The organism is Vibrio sp. 1CM7H, assembly GCF_023161645.1.
Taxonomy (GTDB): domain Bacteria; phylum Pseudomonadota; class Gammaproteobacteria; order Enterobacterales; family Vibrionaceae; genus Vibrio; species Vibrio diabolicus.
Window position 1 is genome coordinate 1 of record NZ_JALNTV010000013.1, and the last position, 15,625, is coordinate 15,625.

The window sequence follows — 15,625 nt, forward strand, 5'->3', positions numbered from 1 at the left end:
CGTGCGGTAGATCAGCCATTCCTAATGCCTATCGAAGACGTATTCTCAATCCAAGGTCGTGGTACAGTAGTAACTGGCCGTATCGAGCGTGGTATCCTAACTGTAGGTGACGAAGTTGCTATCGTAGGTATCAAAGACACTACTACTACTACATGTACTGGTGTTGAGATGTTCCGTAAGCTTCTAGACGAAGGCCGTGCAGGTGAGAACGTTGGTGCACTTCTACGTGGTACTAAGCGTGACGAAGTTGAACGTGGTCAAGTACTAGCGAAGCCTGGTTCAATCACTCCACACACTAAGTTCGAATCAGAAGTATACGTACTGTCTAAAGATGAAGGTGGTCGTCACACTCCATTCTTCAAAGGCTACCGTCCACAGTTCTACTTCCGTACAACTGACGTAACTGGTGACATCCAGCTACCAGAAGGCGTAGAAATGGTAATGCCAGGTGACAACGTACAGATGACTGTTGAGCTAATCGCACCAATCGCAATGGACGAAGGTCTACGTTTCGCGATCCGTGAAGGTGGCCGTACAGTAGGTGCTGGTGTTGTTGCTAAGATCTTCGACTAATTCATAACGAATTAAACGAAATCTTGCACTCTTCTTCTTTATGAAGAAAGCGCATCGAGAAAGGGAAGCTTAGGCTTCCCTTTTTTATATCTAAATTATATTTGGTTATAAGTGTTCGTAGGAAATACGTTAATTTTTTAATTTAAAAACAGAATATTACCGGCTCTATTTTTCAACACCTTTAGTCGTAACACCTAACCCTCTGATCTTTGCCTACTGTCACCAAATCTATATAACAAAATATTCTGAACAGGCCTATCAATGCGACTGGTAACAAGAACTATTCTTGTTTATATTGGTTGCCACAGGTTAATTTAATAGGTTTTTGAGTATGTACGTTTGTCTTTGCCATGGGGTCTCCGACAAGAAAATTAGGAAGTTGGCGATAGATGAAGGCGTAACGGATATTAAAGGAATCAAAAAATGCACAGCATTGGGTAGCCAATGTGGTAAGTGCATCAGACAGGCCAAGGATATTTTAGCGGAAACCAGTTACACGGTATTCAAACAAGCTAGCTAATTACTGTGAGCATGCGGTAATTAAGTAATTATTTGCCTAGCGTTTTGACACCTTCTCATTTGCTTCTACATTTAAATGAAGCTAAAGAGGAGGTTTTTGTCATGAAAGGCGATCCAATCATCATCCAACATCTCAATAAAGTGCTCGGAAATGAGCTCATCGCTATTAATCAGTATTTTCTTCATGCTCGAATGTATAAGGACTGGGGGTTAAAGCACCTAGCAGATAAGGAATATCACGAATCTATCGATGAGATGAAACATGCCGATCATCTGATTGAGCGTATTTTGTTTCTTGAGGGCTTACCGAATCTACAAGATTTAGGCAAGTTGATGATAGGTGAAGACACTAAAGAAATGATCGAGTGTGACTTAAAGCTTGAAATGGCCGCCATTCCAGATTTAAAAGATGCGATTGCCTATGCTGAAGACATTCGAGACTATGTGTCTCGCGATCTGTTTCAAGATATTCTTGAAGATGAAGAAGAGCATGTTGATTGGCTAGAGACGCAACTTGGCTTGATTGAAATGTCTGGCATTGAGAACTACCTCCAAGCGCAATACGTAGACGAAGAGTAATAACGTCCAGGATTTTGCGCACTTCAATTGTAAGAAGAAAAGAGCACCTGACTCGAAAATCAGGTGCTTATCCCCGCTATCTGGTCTAATCTCTTTTATTATCGGCTTTTTAAGGATATTGCTCGCAATCTTGCCTATGAAGTTTGATTTCTATCCGATAGAATTTATGCCCCCTTACCTAAAAATAAAAAAGAGAAACGTCCATGTCTGAAGACAATCGCCAAGCAGCCACTCCAGAAGAAGAACATCGCCAAAAAGCATTGGATTACCATGCTTATCCAACTCCAGGGAAGATTGCTGTCGAATTGACAAAGCCTGCGGAAACGGCGGGTGATCTTGCCCTTGCTTACAGCCCAGGTGTTGCAGAACCAGTGCGTGAAATCGCACAAAACCCTGATAACGTGTACAAGTACACAGCGAAAGGCAACATGGTTGCTGTTATTTCTAACGGTACCGCTATCCTGGGTCTAGGTAACCTAGGTCCACTTGCATCTAAGCCAGTAATGGAAGGTAAAGCGTTACTGTTTAAACGTTTTGCAGGTCTTGATTCTATTGATATTGAAGTTAAGCACCGCACGATCGATGAATTTGTTGATACTGTTGCAAGCATTGCAGACACTTTTGGTGGTATCAACCTTGAAGATATTAAAGCACCAGATTGCTTTGAGATTGAAAAGCGTCTAATTGAGCGTTGTGATGTACCAGTATTCCACGATGATCAGCACGGTACTGCGATTGTAACGGCAGCAGGCATGCTGAACGCGATCGAACTTCAAGGTAAGAAGCTTGAAGACTCAACGATCGTTTGTCTTGGCGCTGGCGCTGCAGCTGTTGCGTGTATGGAGCTGCTGATTAAATGTGGTGCAATGCGCGAAAAAATTTACATGCTGGATCGTAAAGGTGTGATCCACACTCGTCGTGATGATCTTAATGAATACAAGCAGCTATTCGCAAACAACACGGACAAACGCACATTAGAAGATGTGATTGAAGGCGCGGATCTGTTCCTAGGTGTATCTGGTCCAAACCTATTGCCAGCGGAAGCGTTGAAGCTGATGGCAGATAAGCCAATCGTATTTGCATGTTCGAATCCAGATCCTGAAATTAAGCCGGAACTTGCCCACGCTGTTCGTGATGATTTGATCATGGGTACTGGCCGTAGTGATTACCCGAACCAAGTAAATAACGTATTGTGTTTCCCATTCATCTTCCGTGGTGCTCTTGATGTGCGCGCAAGTGAAATCAATGATGAAATGAAACTTGCAGCCGTTGAGGCGATTCGTGAGCTAGCAAAAGAGCCTGTACCTGAAACTGTATTGAAGGCCGCAGGCGTCGATAAGCTTGAGTTTGGTGCAGACTACATCATTCCAAAACCAATGGACTCACGTTTACTACCACGTGTTGCAAAAGCAGTGGCTCAGGCGGCGGTTGATTCAGGTGTTGCTCGTATCGAGATGCCTGAAAACTACATGGCAGAGTAATATATCTATTAGATGTGATGTACAAAAAATGGGACGCAATCGCGTCCCATTTTTTATATCATTCTTTTGGCTCGAGATAAGAATTGCTATCTGAAGCCTCCAGCCTCGCTTTTTTACTCTTCGTCAAACGACTCAAACTCGATGCCCATTTCCGTCATCAGTGCTTTTACTTCTGTTGGAATATCATCTGGACGGTCTTTACGAAGGTCTTCATCTGTTGGAAGTGGCTGACCTGTGTACGCGTGCAAAAATGCTTCGCATAGTAATTCACTATTGGTTGCATGGCGTAAGTTATTGATCTGACGGCGAGTACGCTCATCAGTTAGCACTTTTAAAACTTTTAGCGGGATAGAGACGGTAATTTTTTTTACTTGTTCGCTTTTTTTGCCGTGCTCTGCATATGGGCTAATGTATTCGCCATTCCAGTCAGCCATTGCACACCTTCATTTATGTAATCGGTTAAAAATAATTTAGGTGCTGATTTTAGCTGCATTTACCGCCATAAGCAAAGACATATAGACGTCTAGAAGTGTTGACGTCTCATTTTTTGACGAGTAAAGTGAACAGAACAGCAAAGGAAGCGTGTTGATCACTTTATTTTACTCATTAGATATAGCGCATTCCTATTTAGAAGTCATTACCCGTGAAAGGATACACCCATGAGCTCTCGCAAACCTGCGACCATTGCAGTACGCACTGGTATTGAATCAGACAGCCAATATCACGCTGTCGTTCCACCTATTTATCTTTCCACTAACTATGGTTTTCCTGCTTTTGGTGAAGTACCTAAGTATGATTACACGCGATCTGGAAATCCAAACCGCGGACTGTTGGAAAGTGCGTTATCTGAACTCGAGTCTGGAAAAGGAGCGGTTGTCACGAACTGCGGTACGTCGGCATTAAATTTATGGGTGTCCGCTTTTCTTGGCCCTGATGATCTCATTATTGCTCCTCACGATTGTTATGGCGGCACCTATCGTCTTTTTAATACCCGAGCCAACAAAGGTGATTTTAAGGTTCAGTTTGTCGATCAATCAGACGAGCAAGCTTTGGATGCAGCATTAGCACAAAAACCAAAACTCATCTTGTTAGAAACCCCATCAAACCCTCTGGTTCGCGTGGTGGATATTTCTGAGACTTGTGAAAAAGCGAAGCGAGTTGGGGCATTGGTCGCGGTGGACAATACCTTTTTGACACCCGTGTACCAAAAGCCTTTGGACTTGGGCGCAGATTTCGTCATTCACTCCACAACGAAGTACATCAACGGTCATTCAGACGTGATTGGTGGCGTGATCATCACCAAAACAGAAGCGCATGCAGAAGAGCTTGCATGGTGGGGCAATTGCATTGGTGCGACTGGCACACCTTTCGATAGTTATATGACGTTGCGAGGCATTCGTACACTTGGTGCTCGCATGCGAGTGCATGAAGAGAGTTCACAGCAGGTACTGGCTTATCTCCAGAAGCAAGCGTTAGTTAAAACCATTTATCATCCAAGCCTGCCGGAGCACCCGGGTCATGACATTGCTAAAAAGCAGCAAACTGGTTTTGGCTCTATGCTGAGCTTTGAGTTTGCCGGTTCGTTTGAGCAGTTAAAAGTGTTCGTTAAAGAGCTCCAACTGTTTTCATTGGCTGAGTCATTAGGTGGAGTTGAAAGCTTGATTTGTCATCCGGCATCCATGACGCATCGCGCTATGGGAGAGGAAGCACTGGCAGAAGCGGGGGTGTCGCATCAACTATTGCGTTTGTCTGTCGGCTTGGAAGATGCACAAGATCTCATCACAGATTTAGAGCAAGCATTCGCTAAAGCTGCCCAACAATAGGAGACGATAATAATGACTTTACAACGTCAGCTGCATAAGTTTGGTGGCAGTAGCTTAGCAAACCCAGAATGCTATTTACGCGTTGTGGATATTCTTAAGGAGTATTCGACGGAAAATGATCTTGTGGTCGTCTCGGCGGCAGGAAAAACCACTAACCGCTTGATTGAGTTCCTGGAAGGGCTAGACAAAGATGGCCGAATCGCGCATGAAGCACTTCAAAGCCTAAGGCAGTTCCAAACGGAGTTAATAGAAAACTTGTTGGAAAATGAAGTACAAGAAGAGCTATTAGCGTTACTGCATGATGAGTTCAGTACCTTATCTGAGCTGACAGCACCACTCACTGGCGCGCAAAAAGCCGCGGTACTAGGACACGGAGAAGTTTGGTCTGCTCGTCTATTGGCCGCGTTATTATCTCAACGTTCTATCCCCGCTGTTGCACAAGATGCACGAGCGTTTTTACGTGCGGAAGCCGGGACTCAACCTGAAGTTGATCGCGCTCGTTCATATCCTTTGATAAAAGAAGTTCTCGCGCAACACAATCATAAACGTGTGGTAATTACTGGCTTTATGGCTCAGAACGAGGCGGGCGAAACCATTTTACTTGGTCGTAATGGCTCTGACTATTCTGCAACTGTCATTGGTGCTCTGGCTGAAGTGAGCACGGTCACCATTTGGAGTGACGTTGCCGGTGTCTATAGTGCCGATCCGCGTTTGGTGGCAGACGCGTGTCTGTTACCGTTACTTCGATTGGATGAAGCCAGCGAACTCGCCCGTTTAGCCGCCCCAGTCCTACACAGTCGTACACTTCAGCCTGTGGCGCAAAGTACTATGGATCTCAACCTCAAGTGTAGCTATCTGCCGGAATCGGGCTCTACTCGTATTGAGCGTGTCTTAGCGTCTGGCCGTGGCGCTAAAATTATTACCTCGCTGGATGATGTTTTATTGGTGCAGCTGTCTTTCATGCATGGGCACGACTTCGAAAAAACACAGAATGATGTATTACAAGCGTTGCAGCGAGCGCAATTGGAACCATTGGCATTTGAGGCACAGCCCGATCAACACACGTTGCGCTTGGCGTATACCGCAGAAATTGCTGGTGGCGCACTGAAACACTTACAAGAGCTTGCGGTTGAAGCGGAGATTAAGCTCAAAGAAGGCTACTCGCTCTTAGCGGCAGTAGGCGCTGGCGTTACGAAAAACGCCAACCATTGTTTTGGTTTTTATCAGAAGTTAAAACACTCTCCGGTTGAATTTATTTCTGAAACTGAGTCGGGGCTGAGTTTAGTCGCCGTTTTGCGTCGTACTGATACCGAAGTGTTGGTTCAAACGATTCATAGCCAGTTGTTCCAAGCGCAAAAGCGCGTGGCGGTGGCTTTATGTGGCAAGGGCAACATTGGTTCTAGTTGGTTAAATCTATTTGCAACTCAAAAAGGTGAACTCGAAAAACGTCATGGCATGAGCTTTGACCTTGTCGCAGTCGTGGATAGTCAAACCTACTGGTTCGATGAACAAGGTATTGATGCAGCAAGTGTTGCTGAACGATTTGATGATGAAAGCCTAGTAAACGATGGGTCTTGGTTGACTCAATTAGGAGCGCTAAAAAATTACGATGAAGCCGTAGTGCTTGATGTGACAGCGAGTAAAGACTTAGCTCAGCGCTATGTAGGAATTGCACAGCAGGGCATTCATTTGATTTCCGCTAACAAAGTGGCGGGTTCGGCAGATAGCCAGTATTACCATCAGGTTCAAGATGCATTCGCTAAAATTGGTCGTTACTGGCTGTACAACGCGACGGTTGGTGCGGGGTTACCAATAAACCATACCGTGCGAGATCTACGTGAAAGTGGTGATGAGATCGTTGCTCTATCGGGTATTTTCTCAGGGACGTTATCATGGTTATTCCAACAATTTGACGGCTCAGTACCATTTAATGATTTAGTCGACCTCGCTTGGCAGCAAGGTTTAACAGAGCCTGATCCTCGTTCTGATTTAGATGGTTCAGATGTGATGCGTAAGCTGGTTATCTTAGCTCGAGAGTCTGGTCTCGATATTGAGCCGGGCAGCGTTAAGGTTGAATCTCTGGTACCAGAAGAATTAAGAGAACTTAGCATCGATGACTTCTTCGATAACGGGGGGCTGTTGAGTGAAATACTGCAAGAGCGCCTGACAAAAGCACAGAGAAACGACCAAGTGCTTCGCTACGTTGCTCGTTTAGAAAAAAATGGTAAAGCGACGGTGGGAGTAGAAGCGTTATCTCGTGAACATGCGCTCGCCAACCTACTGCCGTGCGACAACATTTTTGCCATTGAAAGTAAGTGGTACAAAGATAACCCACTCGTTATTCGAGGGCCAGGCGCAGGAAGAGAAGTGACAGCCGGCGCGATTCAATCCGACCTCAACCGATTAGCCGGTTTATTCTAAAGTTGCGAGATACCTAAAACCCTGGAACCCGACCAGGGTTTTTTATTTTTCCTTCAGTGCCATACTGAAGTATCGGCTTATGATAAGTGGTGAAATAACGTTCAAGTAATAACTTGAACTATCCTCATTATTAACTTGAGAAAAATTCATAATTACAAGGTTGACATTAAATCGTATTCAATACATTCTGTAGACATATAGACGTCTAAACGTCGATTTAAGGAATTTGTTTTCGTGGCGGAGTGCCACAGGGAGAGTAAGATGGGATACACGCACGCAGGCCATATTGACGCCTTGAACCAGAATATTGCTGAGTTGTCAGACAACATCAATGTATCATTTGAGTTTTTTCCACCAAGCAGCGCGAAGATGGAAGAGACACTCTGGAATTCAGTGCACCGTCTTAAAACGCTCCAACCTAAATTTGTTTCTGTGACTTACGGCGCTAACTCTGGCGAGCGTGACAGAACGCACTCCATCATTAAAGAAATCAAAGCAACAACCGGATTGGTTGCTGCTCCTCACCTCACTTGTATTGATGCGACTCGCAAAGAGTTAATTAATATTGCCGATGATTACTGGAATAATGGTATTGAAAATATCGTTGCTCTGCGTGGTGATATTCCTCCTGGTGGCGGTGCGCCTGACATGTATGCCTCGGATCTGGTTGAGCTGCTGAAATCACGTCATGATTTTGATATCTCAGTAGCCGCATTTCCTGAGGTTCACCCTGAAGCTAAAAGTGCGCAGTCTGACTTATTGAACCTAAAACGTAAGGTTGATGCAGGCGCAAACCGTGCAATTACTCAGTTCTTTTTTGACGTCGAGTCTTACCTTCGTTTCCGCGATCGCTGTGTGGCGGCAGGAATTGATGTGGAAATTGTCCCTGGTATTTTGCCAGTGTCGAACTTTAAGCAAGCCTCTCGCTTTGCTGCGCAGAACAATGTGAAAGTACCTGGCTGGATGAGTAAACAATTCGAAGGCTTGGATGATGATCCGGTGACTCGTCAGCTTGTGGGAGCAAGTCAAGCTATTGATATGGTGCGCGTACTTAGTCGTGAAGGCGTTAAGGATTTCCACTTCTACACCCTAAACCGTGCAGAGATGACTTACGCTTTATGTCATACGCTAGGCGTTCGTCCTCGCGCTGTAGTAGGTGCATAAATCGGGTTTCAAAAAGACAAAAGGCTTGCCAAGTGGCAAGCCTTTTTCGTTGTATCAAAGTAAAAGGAAATTAACCAATCACTTCAAGCTCTGTTAGGACTTCTTCAGCCCACGTGATCCACGTTTCACGTAACAGTAGGTTACGACGAAGCGTTAGACGTTCTAGGCGAGCTTGTTTATCTAAAGTTGACGGTGTTGCGTAGTAAGCCGCTTCAATTTCTTTGTAGTGAGAAACCAGTTTGCGAGACTCTTCAACCAGTTCGGCGAGTTGATCACGGAAAGGTGTTGATGGTTGAACGGCACATGCCATCAATTTCGCTGAAAATTCATCACGAACAGTCGGGTGTGCAGTTGGTTGATCAAACCATTCTCCTAAAGCGCTGCGACCAGCATCTGTGATGGAGTAAACCTTACGGTCTGGTTTGCCTTCTTGGGGTTCTAATACGCAAGTAACCAGCTCTTTCTCGGCCATTTTATTGAGTTCACGGTACACTTGTTGGTGGCTTGCTTTCCAGAAGTAACCGATGCTAGCAGAGAATTCTTTAGTGATATCGTAACCGGTTGCGTCGCGAGTGCTAAGAACAGTTAAGATTACGTGTGGTAATGACATGTCTTCAATCCAAATGGTCAATAAACTTGTAAACAAGCTACTTATACTTTCAGCTGTGCTCTTTCTGGCACTTGAGTTTTTTAATGTATAAGTAGCACCAACAATGTTGGTCCTGTCACCTTAAAGCCGTTTATCACCTAGAGAGATGGGGAGTCCCATCATGGCTGGAGCAGGTATGATTGGATTTATGAGCTCTCAGCAGGCAAGTAGTATATAAATAATAAGCATGAAGTGGAATAGTAGGACAAAATTACCCTAAAAAACTAACATAATAATCAATAGTGTTAACTTGTGGTTTTTTATTCTTTTTGTGTGGTAATTTTTGGGTTTTTTATAGTTTATTAAACTGCCTTTTGGTTGCGAAATTATCCAGCGCCAAAAAAAAAGCTGAGCACTTGCTCAGCTTTTTTATTACAAATGAAGCGATTAGCCTGTGTTGCGCATGCCAGCTGCAATACCAGCAATTGTCACCATTAGCGCTTCTTCTAGGTTTGCAGATGCTTCTTCGGTTTGGCGTGTACGGTATAGCAACTCGGCTTGTAGCATGTTCAATGGTTCAACGTAGATGTTGCGCAAGCGAATCGATTCGAGTCCCCAAGGGTCATGCTGCATCAAGTTTTCGTTGTTCTCTACATTCAGTACTGCTTTGATATCTTCTTGAAGCTGAGCGCGAAGCTTTTCACCGAGTGGACGGAGTGATTCATCCACCAATCGCTCATCGTAATAGCGAGAAATATCGATATTACACTTCGAGTACACCATTTCTAACATGCCAAGGCGAGTCGAGAAGAACGGCCATTCACGACACATCTCTTCGAGCAGCGCTTGGTGACCTTTATCGATCGAGTATTGAATCGCTTCACCCGCACCTAGCCAAGCAGGAAGTACCAAACGGTTTTGGCTCCATGAGAAGATCCACGGGATTGCACGTAAGCTTTCTACTCCGCCCTTCGGATTACGTTTTGCAGGACGAGAGCCAAGTGGCAACTTACCGAGCTCGAGCTCTGGTGTCGCTTGACGGAAGTAAGGCACAAAGTCAGGCTCGCCGCGAACTACGTTGCGATAAGACTCGCAGCTAACTTCAGATAGCACTTCCATTAAGTCGCGCCATTCTTGTTTTGGCTCTGGTGGTGGCAATAGGTTGGCTTCTAGAATCGCGCTCGCGTAAAGGTTAAAACTGTTTACGGCGACATCTGGAAGGCCCAGTTTAAAGCGGATCATCTCGCCCTGTTCTGTTACGCGCAAACCACCTTTCAAGCTTTTTGGTGGTTGAGACAGAAGTGCAGCGTGTGCAGGTGCGCCGCCACGACCAACGGTGCCGCCACGACCGTGGAATAGAGTTAGTTCAACACCTTCTTCTTCCGCCACTTTTACTAACGATTCCATCGCATGGTACTGAGCCCAGCCTGCAGACATGACACCCGCATCTTTCGCTGAGTCAGAGTAACCAATCATGACCATTTGGTGGTTTTGGATAAAGCCACGGTATAGGTCGATACCCATCAGCTGTTTGATGACCGATTCTGCATTGTTCAAGTCGTCTAGCGTCTCGAATAACGGGCAAACATCCATACGATATGGGCAGCCAGCTTCTTGCAGAAGTAGGTGGACTGCTAACACATCTGATGCAGTGCGTGCCATAGAAATAACGTAGGCACCGAATGCTTCACGCGGTTGTGCTGCAATAATCTTACAGGTGTCCAAAACCTCTTTGACAGGTTCTGATGGTTCCCAATCACGAGGCAGAAGAGGACGTTTAGATGCGAGTTCGTTGGTTAGGAAAGCAATCTTATCTTGCTCGCTCCATTGTTCGTAATCACCAATGCCTAAGTAGCGGGTTAATTCAGACAATACGTCTGAATGACGAGTGCTCTCTTGGCGGATATCAAGGCGAACAAGATGAATACCAAATGCTTTTACGCGGCGCAATGTATCCAGTAGAGAGCCATTTGCGATCACACCCATGCCACATTCATTTAGCGACTGGTAACAGGCATACAGAGGTTCCCAAAGTTGCTCGACTTTTTGCAACGGAGCTTTAACGGCCAGTTTTTGACCATGGATTTTAGCATCGAGAATATCTTTGGTTTCGTTCAATAGGGTGCGAAGTTGTTTCAGGATCGCACGATATGGTTCGTGCTGATCTTCGCCAGCAAGCTCACGAACTTGGTCGTTTGAAACCGTCATAGACAGTTCACTGATCAACTCGTTGATGTCATTGAGATAAAGATCTGCGGCTTTCCAACGAGACAGAAGCAATACTTCACGCGTCACGCTATGAGTGACGAACGGGTTACCGTCGCGGTCACCCCCCATCCAAGAAGAGAAGTGCACAGGGCGAGCATCAATTGGTAAACCTTCACCCAAGTAAGATTTCAAGCGATCGTGCATTTCACGTAAGAAGTCTGGCACTGCTTCCCACAGTGAGTTTTCTACTACGGCAAAACCCCATTTCGCTTCATCCAATGGAGTAGGGCGTTGTTGACGAATCACGTCAGAATGCCAGCTTTGTGCGATAAGTTGCTCTAAGCGACGCTCGGTTTTCTTGCGCTCTTTAGAAGAAAGATCACTCAGTTCCAACTTTGATAAGCACTCATTGATCTTGACCAATTTGTTGATCATGGTGCGACGCGTGATTTCCGTTGGGTGAGCCGTCAATACCAATTCAATATTCAGACCACGAACCGCTTGCGCAGTGTCCAGTTTGCTCACATCGTTTTGTACCAGTTTAGAAAACAGCGAGTTAATCGCGTCTGGTTCACAAATGTGCTCTTCACAATGGCGTGAAATCGTGTGGTATTGCTCAGCAATATTGGTGAGATTTAGAAATTGATTAAACGCACGGGTAACGGGCGTTAGTTGCTCATCGGGTAGGTGTTTGATTTCTTCTATCAAGCTTTCCCTGTCTGCTTGATTACCTGCTTGAGCCGATTTGGATAATTTACGAATGGTTTCCACTTTCTCGAAGATTTCTTCGCCATGGGCATCGCGAATGGTGTTACCCAATAAGTGGCCTAACATGCGCACATTACTTTTGAGTGCGGCGTATTTCTCGTTCATTGTCGTCCTGCCTCGTAAAAAAACTACATCCATTGTCCTTGTTAAGACTCCAATCTAGCGAAAAGCACCAGTTATAGTCAAATAAAGCAGACTAAGTTTGCAATTATTCCGCTGTCTCCTGATTTAGAGCAAATTTACGGCAGCTGTAGAATAAGAAGTGAAAATTAATTACAAAATAACAAGTTAAAGAAGTGTTAAGGCTAGCGCTAAATTGTGAAGATAAAAAGATGCAGCTCAATCGAGCTGCACTGACTTTTGAGTTTATTCGTGTATTAACAGCAATACTTGACCATTGCCTTTGAAAGCACATCAATTGTGGGATCGATAAAATCAAATGAGAGAAACTCATCCGGTTGGTGCGCTTGGTCAATTGAACCGGGGCCGAGAACTAAGGTTGGACAGAGCTGTTGTAAGAAGGGCGCCTCAGTACAGTAGTTCACGGTTTCTGAACTGGTTTGGCAGATCTCTTCAACACCACCGATAAATGGGTGGTCATGTTGGCATTCGTAACCCGGAATTGGTTCATGTAACGGAATTATCTCCAAGCGTCCAGGCCACTTTGCTTCGACTTCTTTTAATGCTCCGCGCAGCATATTTTCTAGGCCATCCAGGCTGATCCCTGGTAGTGGGCGAACATCATAGTGCAGCTCACAGCAACCACAAATACGGTTAGCGCTGTCACCGCCGTGAATGTGTCCAAGGTTTAGGGTAGGGCTTGGAATGGCAAAACCCGGATGGTGGTATTCTTTCACCAATTTATCGCGCAGTTGCATCATGGCAAACATCACTTCATGCATGATCTCAATCGCGTTAACGCCTAAGGCAGGATCGGATGAATGGCCTGACTTACCCGTGACCCGAATTGCATTCGCCACATGACCTTTGTGGCCGCGAATAGGAACGAGGCTGGTAGGCTCACCAATAATGCAGTAATCCGGCTTAAAAGGGGCGTTTACGGTGAAATGTCGTGCACCCAACATTGTGGTTTCTTCGTCACAAGTGGCTAATACGTATAGCGGCTTGGTCTGCTTGCTCCAGTCGACTTTTTTGACGGCTTCGTAAATAAAGGCAAAAAAGCCTTTCATGTCTGCCGTGCCTAAACCGTAAAAGCGGTTGTCTTTTTCAGTCAGCTTATGTGGATCAAAGTTCCATCGCCCTTGATCGAATGGCACGGTATCACTGTGGCCAGCAAGTAAAAGGCCGCCTTCACCCTCTCCCATACGTGCAATCATATTGTGCTTGCCTGGCTCCACCTCGATCACTTCAACGTTGAAGCCCAGATCTTTAAACCAAGATGCGAGTTTTTCGATGACTTTTGCATTGCCCTGATCCCAGCTCGGATCCGTGGAGCTGATAGAAGAGGTGCTGATGAGTCCTTCATAGACCTCTAGAAAAGTTGGTAATTGCATGGATTCTTCAAATCTCCTGTTGACAGACAGACCACAAAAATGTAAAACACATATTAAATCATATTTAATGAATAAAAAATCAAAATAAAGCAAAAATTAAATATGAATAGTCATTTGAGCCTTTAAGTATATGGATGTCACACAATGCTAAAAACCACGATTATTGGAGCCAGCGGTTACACCGGCGCAGAGTTAGCGTTAATGGTTAATAAACACCCACAACTCACGCTATCAGGTTTATACGTTTCCGCCAACAGTGTTGATGCAGGAAAGAATATTGCGCAGCTGCACGGTAAGTTAGCAGGCATCATTGATATTCCGGTCTCGCCACTAACGGATCCACTGCAAATCGCTCAAGAATCGGATGTGGTGTTTTTAGCAACGGCTCATGAGGTGAGCCACGATCTAGCCCCAACTTTCTTGGAGGCAGGCTGTCAGGTATTCGATTTATCGGGGGCATTCCGCGTCCAAAGTGAAGGTTTTTACAACACCTTTTATGGCTTCGAGCATCAACATAATAACTGGCTAGATAAAGCTGCATACGGTTTAGCAGAGTGGAACCAGGAATCAATTAAAACTGCTCCCTTAGTTGCTGTAGCTGGTTGCTACCCGACTGCTTCGCAGTTAGCCATCAAACCTCTACTCGAAAATGCATTAGTGGATACCAATCAATGGCCTGTCATTAACGCGACCAGCGGTGTGTCCGGAGCTGGGCGTAAAGCTTCTATGGTGAACAGTTTCTGTGAAGTGAGCTTGCAACCTTATGGTGTATTTACTCATCGTCACCAACCAGAAATTGCTCAGCACTTAGGTTGCGATGTGATTTTTACTCCGCACCTAGGCAACTTTAAACGCGGCATTCTTGCCACGATCACCATGAAGCTAGCATCACGCGTTACAGAGCAACAAGTCGCTCAAGCATTTGAACATGCTTATCTAGGAAAGCCAGCCGTGCGTTTAAAAGGCGATGGTATTCCACGTATTCAGGATGTCGAAAATACCCCTTTCTGCGATATCGGCTGGAAGGTACAAGGCGAACATATCATTGTGATTTCAGCCATCGACAACCTACTCAAAGGTGCATCAAGTCAAGCGATGCAATGTCTCAATATTCATTATGGTTACCCAGAACTGACAGCTTTGCTGTAGTCGTTGAAAGAGGGAAATGCGATGACGCAAACCAATCAAGCTCCTTTAGTCATTAAGCTAGGCGGTGCTGCTCTATCTTGCACTCAAACCTTAAGCCAACTGTTTGGTGCCATTGCGGCTTACCAAAAATCGGCACAGCGACAAATCGCCATCGTTCATGGCGGTGGCTACCTAGTTGATGAGTTGATGGCAAAGCTTCAGCTTGAAACCGTAAAGAAAAACGGTTTACGCGTAACGCCTTACGATCAAATTCCGGTGATTGCAGGCGCGCTTGCAGGCACAGCGAATAAGCTACTTCAAGGTCAAGCCATCGCAGATGGACTCAATGCAGTAGGTCTTAGCCTTGCGGATGGTGGTTTGTGTCTTGTTGAAGAACTTTACCCAGAACTCGGCGCGGTAGGTAAAGCATCACCGGGTGATTCAACGCTATTACAAGCGGTATTAAACACAGGCGCACTGCCGATCATCAGTTCAATTGGCTTAACCACAGATGGCCAGATGATGAATGTGAATGCTGACCAAGCCGCAGTCGCGGTTGCGGGCGCATTAGATGCGGAGTTGGTCCTGCTATCAGACGTGAGTGGTGTATTAGATGGTAAAGGCCATTTGATCAAAACCCTGTCGGAACAACAAGCGAACATGTTGATCGATGGACATGTGATCACAGACGGCATGATCGTCAAAGTTAAAGCTGCTTTGGAGGCGGCCAATGATCTTGGTCGCCCTATCGAAGTCGCGACCTGGCGTTACCCAGAAAAATTAGTACAGCTATTCGCTGGTGAAAGTATTGGAACGCAATTTTTGCCTCAATAAGCATCAGCAAAAGAATTCAATATT

13 protein-coding genes are annotated in these 15,625 nt (G+C 45.3%); 9 read left to right on the top strand and 4 right to left on the bottom strand.

The genetic code is table 11. The features are described from left to right. From MSG33_RS22095 to MSG33_RS22110, 4 genes are all read left to right on the top strand, one after another. Positions 1–573: EF-Tu/IF-2/RF-3 family GTPase (locus tag MSG33_RS22095; RefSeq protein WP_248382129.1), on the top strand; the 573-nt coding region annotated here is incomplete at its 5' end. 331 nt (positions 574–904) lie between these two features. Then, the gene (locus tag MSG33_RS22100; protein WP_031780493.1) at positions 905–1,093 is read left to right on the top strand and encodes a bacterioferritin-associated ferredoxin; all 189 of its coding nucleotides are present in this window, start codon (positions 905–907) and stop codon (positions 1,091–1,093) included. 101 nt (positions 1,094–1,194) lie between these two features. After that, positions 1,195–1,671: a bacterioferritin gene (gene bfr, locus MSG33_RS22105; RefSeq protein WP_248382130.1), complete on the top strand. Its 477-nt coding sequence runs from the start codon at positions 1,195–1,197 to the stop codon at positions 1,669–1,671. Between the two features lie 203 nt (positions 1,672–1,874). Beyond that, on the top strand, positions 1,875–3,152 hold the full coding sequence (locus MSG33_RS22110; RefSeq protein WP_006742766.1) for a malic enzyme-like NAD(P)-binding protein: 1,278 nt from the start codon (positions 1,875–1,877) through the stop codon (positions 3,150–3,152). A gap of 113 nt (positions 3,153–3,265) precedes the next feature. On the opposite strand, the gene metJ is transcribed toward MSG33_RS22110, so the two are convergent. Then, positions 3,266–3,586, bottom strand: a complete 321-nt coding sequence (metJ, locus tag MSG33_RS22115; RefSeq protein ID WP_005381353.1) for a met regulon transcriptional regulator MetJ — start codon at positions 3,584–3,586, stop codon at positions 3,266–3,268. A gap of 225 nt (positions 3,587–3,811) precedes the next feature. Here metJ and MSG33_RS22120 point away from each other — a divergent pair, with 225 nt between their 5' ends. The 3 genes from MSG33_RS22120 (at position 3,812) to metF (ending at position 8,560) form a co-directional block, all read left to right on the top strand. After that, the gene (locus MSG33_RS22120; RefSeq protein WP_053807714.1) at positions 3,812–4,975 is read left to right on the top strand and encodes an O-succinylhomoserine (thiol)-lyase; all 1,164 of its coding nucleotides are present in this window, start codon (positions 3,812–3,814) and stop codon (positions 4,973–4,975) included. A 12-nt stretch (positions 4,976–4,987) separates the two neighbouring features. Then, positions 4,988–7,396 (top strand): bifunctional aspartate kinase/homoserine dehydrogenase II, encoded by a 2,409-nt coding sequence (locus MSG33_RS22125; protein WP_248382131.1) that lies wholly within the window; start codon positions 4,988–4,990, stop codon positions 7,394–7,396. Between the two features lie 261 nt (positions 7,397–7,657). Continuing rightward, positions 7,658–8,560, top strand: a complete 903-nt coding sequence (gene metF, locus MSG33_RS22130) for a methylenetetrahydrofolate reductase (protein ID WP_248382137.1) — start codon at positions 7,658–7,660, stop codon at positions 8,558–8,560. Between the two features lie 70 nt (positions 8,561–8,630). On the opposite strand, the gene MSG33_RS22135 is transcribed toward metF, so the two are convergent. The 3 genes from MSG33_RS22135 to argE all read right to left on the bottom strand — a co-directional run bounded on the left by MSG33_RS22135 (position 8,631) and on the right by argE (position 13,639). Beyond that, complete coding sequence (locus MSG33_RS22135; RefSeq protein WP_005395734.1) at positions 8,631–9,170, bottom strand: PadR family transcriptional regulator; 540 nt, start codon at positions 9,168–9,170, stop codon at positions 8,631–8,633. 426 nt (positions 9,171–9,596) lie between these two features. After that, the gene (gene ppc, locus MSG33_RS22140) at positions 9,597–12,230 is read right to left on the bottom strand and encodes a phosphoenolpyruvate carboxylase (RefSeq protein WP_248382139.1); all 2,634 of its coding nucleotides are present in this window, start codon (positions 12,228–12,230) and stop codon (positions 9,597–9,599) included. 272 nt (positions 12,231–12,502) lie between these two features. Beyond that, positions 12,503–13,639 carry an acetylornithine deacetylase gene (gene argE / locus MSG33_RS22145; protein WP_114324094.1) on the bottom strand — a complete coding sequence of 379 codons (1,137 nt, stop codon included), beginning with the start codon at positions 13,637–13,639 and terminating at the stop codon, positions 12,503–12,505. 144 nt (positions 13,640–13,783) lie between these two features. On the opposite strand from argE, the gene argC reads away from it, so the two are divergent. Together argC and argB are read left to right on the top strand one after the other, a co-directional pair. Further along, positions 13,784–14,788 (top strand): N-acetyl-gamma-glutamyl-phosphate reductase, encoded by a 1,005-nt coding sequence (gene argC / locus MSG33_RS22150; RefSeq protein WP_248382141.1) that lies wholly within the window; start codon positions 13,784–13,786, stop codon positions 14,786–14,788. Positions 14,789–14,809: 21 nt separating this feature from the next. Beyond that, on the top strand, positions 14,810–15,601 hold the full coding sequence (gene argB / locus MSG33_RS22155; RefSeq protein WP_248382143.1) for an acetylglutamate kinase: 792 nt from the start codon (positions 14,810–14,812) through the stop codon (positions 15,599–15,601). Positions 15,602–15,625: the final 24 nt, after the last annotated feature.

Excerpts from the sequence above, each read along its gene's own strand:
- argB (WP_248382143.1), top strand. The coding sequence starts at position 14,810 with ATGACGCAAACCAATCAAGCTCCTTTAGTCATTAAGCTAGGCGGTGCT.
- MSG33_RS22135 (WP_005395734.1), bottom strand. The coding sequence starts at position 9,170 with ATGTCATTACCACACGTAATCTTAACTGTTCTTAGCACTCGCGACGCA.
- MSG33_RS22100 (WP_031780493.1), top strand. The coding sequence starts at position 905 with ATGTACGTTTGTCTTTGCCATGGGGTCTCCGACAAGAAAATTAGGAAG.
- bfr (WP_248382130.1), top strand. The coding sequence starts at position 1,195 with ATGAAAGGCGATCCAATCATCATCCAACATCTCAATAAAGTGCTCGGA.
- MSG33_RS22110 (WP_006742766.1), top strand. The coding sequence starts at position 1,875 with ATGTCTGAAGACAATCGCCAAGCAGCCACTCCAGAAGAAGAACATCGC.
- MSG33_RS22125 (WP_248382131.1), top strand. The coding sequence starts at position 4,988 with ATGACTTTACAACGTCAGCTGCATAAGTTTGGTGGCAGTAGCTTAGCA.
- argE (WP_114324094.1), bottom strand. The coding sequence starts at position 13,639 with ATGCAATTACCAACTTTTCTAGAGGTCTATGAAGGACTCATCAGCACC.
- metF (WP_248382137.1), top strand. The coding sequence starts at position 7,658 with ATGGGATACACGCACGCAGGCCATATTGACGCCTTGAACCAGAATATT.
- metJ (WP_005381353.1), bottom strand. The coding sequence starts at position 3,586 with ATGGCTGACTGGAATGGCGAATACATTAGCCCATATGCAGAGCACGGC.
- MSG33_RS22120 (WP_053807714.1), top strand. The coding sequence starts at position 3,812 with ATGAGCTCTCGCAAACCTGCGACCATTGCAGTACGCACTGGTATTGAA.
- argC (WP_248382141.1), top strand. The coding sequence starts at position 13,784 with ATGCTAAAAACCACGATTATTGGAGCCAGCGGTTACACCGGCGCAGAG.
- ppc (WP_248382139.1), bottom strand. The coding sequence starts at position 12,230 with ATGAACGAGAAATACGCCGCACTCAAAAGTAATGTGCGCATGTTAGGC.